Source organism: Listeria farberi, assembly GCF_014229245.1.
Classification (GTDB): Bacteria; Bacillota; Bacilli; order Lactobacillales; family Listeriaceae; genus Listeria; species Listeria farberi.
Genome location: NZ_JAARZJ010000043.1, coordinates 1 through 2,476, shown reverse-complemented (window position 1 = coordinate 2,476; position 2,476 = coordinate 1). Strand labels below are relative to the sequence as shown.

Annotated in this window: 2 protein-coding genes; both read right to left on the bottom strand. The window is 34.2% G+C overall.

Features of this window, described 5'->3' with window-relative positions:
• Positions 1-754, bottom strand: a 754-nt coding sequence (cas1, locus tag HCB45_RS15070) for a type II CRISPR-associated endonuclease Cas1 (RefSeq protein WP_185620445.1), incomplete at its 3' end; no start/stop codon positions are given.
• Positions 755-2,476, bottom strand: a 1,722-nt coding sequence (gene cas9, locus HCB45_RS15065) for a type II CRISPR RNA-guided endonuclease Cas9 (RefSeq protein ID WP_185620444.1), incomplete at its 5' end; no start/stop codon positions are given.

Sequence of the window (2,476 nt, the reverse complement as noted above, 5' to 3'; positions counted from 1 at the left end):
ACTGCTTGATGAACATTTCGAATAATGAGCGTTTGATTACTTGAAAATCCTCGTTGCGTTTTTCATACACGATTTGATCCACTAGTGGTCTAAAAGGTTCCATTAAATCACTGGCAAAATTAAAATCGTTAAACTGATTAGAATGCTTTAAACCAAATTGCGTCATACATCCTGATTTCACCAATTCTCTCGCAAAAACACTTAGCAACAATGTATAACCATAATTCAATCCGCTATTAATATCATTTTCCTGTTCCCTCGTAAAATCATTTCCAAAAAGTTGATTAAAATATATTCTAGCTGCGTGTCCTTCACGATTGGTCGGATCAAATATCTCTAAAGTTTCATGTAGCTTTATCAATGAATCTGCCTTCTCATCGTAATTCAACATAGATAAAAATGTACTCTGATTTAAGATTTTTTGAGAAATAATTTCAGTCCATACCGTTGCCTTCGTCTCAAACTCCCATTCTAATTGCTTCGATAATTGCAAGCTACTATCATGCCGCCCATAAAAAGGAAGTATCTTCCCAATAGGCAATCGCTTATCATCACAAAAAAGAATCAAAATATTTTCAGCTACTAAGCAGTTAATTAACATCGTAGTCAAAGTAATATCTGTTGTCTCTAATATAAGTACATCAATTTCTGATAGATGAATCATTTCCTGTTGATAGGCAGATTTAAAAACAAGATGTTGGTTTTTGTACGATAGCTTCGAATGAGAATTTACAACAACTGTCCGCCATCCCATTTAATCATCCAGCCTTTTTCGCGATTCATATAGTCCTGTGATTGATTGGTAGATTATGGTGGAATTTAATAGTTCTTTGAGATTGTTATATCTTTTACGCTCAATAGTAGTTTCAAAAAATTTAAAACTTGCCGGCGCGCCCATCGCATTGAATGCCATTAAATCAACAAAAGATTGTGCAATTGTCTTGATGTCACCTTCTTTATTCTGCTCAAAAAGTTTATTAATTTTGTTTAGATTAGCTTCAGCTAACGTATATCTTTTGGCAAATTCTGATACGTGTGCTAGTAGTTCAGCAAACATTTCTCTATTACTTTCAATATAATCAAGGCTTTTCCCATCACTTGCCTCACAACTTTCCGCATGGTGTAGTAATGTTACCAGGTGGTTTGGCAATACCTGCTGATTTCCTTTCTGAGCTTCATTAGCACTAGCCAGCATTCTCCGGCGTCCTTCCTCACATTCATATAACGTATATTTCGGTAATTTCGCGAGGACTTTAGGCTGACGATAACCTTGTTCTTCTAAAAAGGCTTTCTCATCTTTTTCAAATGCTTTACGTTCCATGATAGTAACACGGATAATTTTTTTCTCGAAAACTAATTTGTTTTTCCCCTTTGCACATTCAATAACGACTGCATATGCCATATTAGGGCTATCAAGACCACCATATTTCATCGGATCCCAATTAGCTTTTCTAGGAATTAATTTACTGGAATTTCCTTTGGGCTTAATTGTAGCTTTCGAAAATTCTCCTTTTTGAATTTCTGTTTTCTTAACAATATTCATTTGTCGATAACCCAGGACTTTTTTGACAGTATCCAAATATTTTTTATCCCAAAGAATTTCACCGTTTTCATCTATTATTCGATCTTTTTGTGCAAAGAATAACATGATGTTTGTATAAAATTGTTTTTTCGCCGTAGCTTTATTCGCTTTAAACCAGTCAAATTGGTGATAATCGCCGTAAACAAATTCCGGTTCTAATTGAGGATATACTTTTAGTAACGTATTCGCGACTACCCCATTTAAGTAAGCATCGTGGGCGTGGTGATAATCATTAACTCCACGCACCTTGTACAATTGAAATTGCTTACGGAATTGGCTAACCAGCGTAGATTTTAATGTTACAATTCGAACCTGTTTCACAGTATTTCCATGATTGTCTTTTTCATAATTAAAACGTTGATGTAAAATATTGGCTACATTCTTCGTTATTTGACGGGTTTCCACTAATTGTCTATGGATAAATCTCGCTTTATCCGCTTCTGTAAGACCACCACGTTCAGCTTTAGTTAAATAATCAAATTTACGTTTACTCATCAAATTCCCTTGGTATAACTTCTCCCAGAATACTTTTCTCTTCTGAACAATCTCTAGTGGTGGAACGTTATCCCCTTTTTCCCGATTCCCAGCCGAACTCGTTAACACAAGATTATCAATGGAGTTATCTGTTATAAAACTCTGTGGCACAATATGATCAATATCATAGTTAGAAAGATTATGAATATCTAATTCTTGTCCAGTATACATATCCTTGCCATTTTGCAAATAATATAAATACAATCTATTATTTTTTAATTCTTGATTATCAGTCGGATGCTCTTTTAGAATTTGACTACCAAATTCTTTAATCGCTTTTTCTAATGATTTATAACGTGGCCTAGAATTATTTTTTCCTTTTCCTGTTGTTTGATTTTCTCTTGCCATTTCCACAACAAT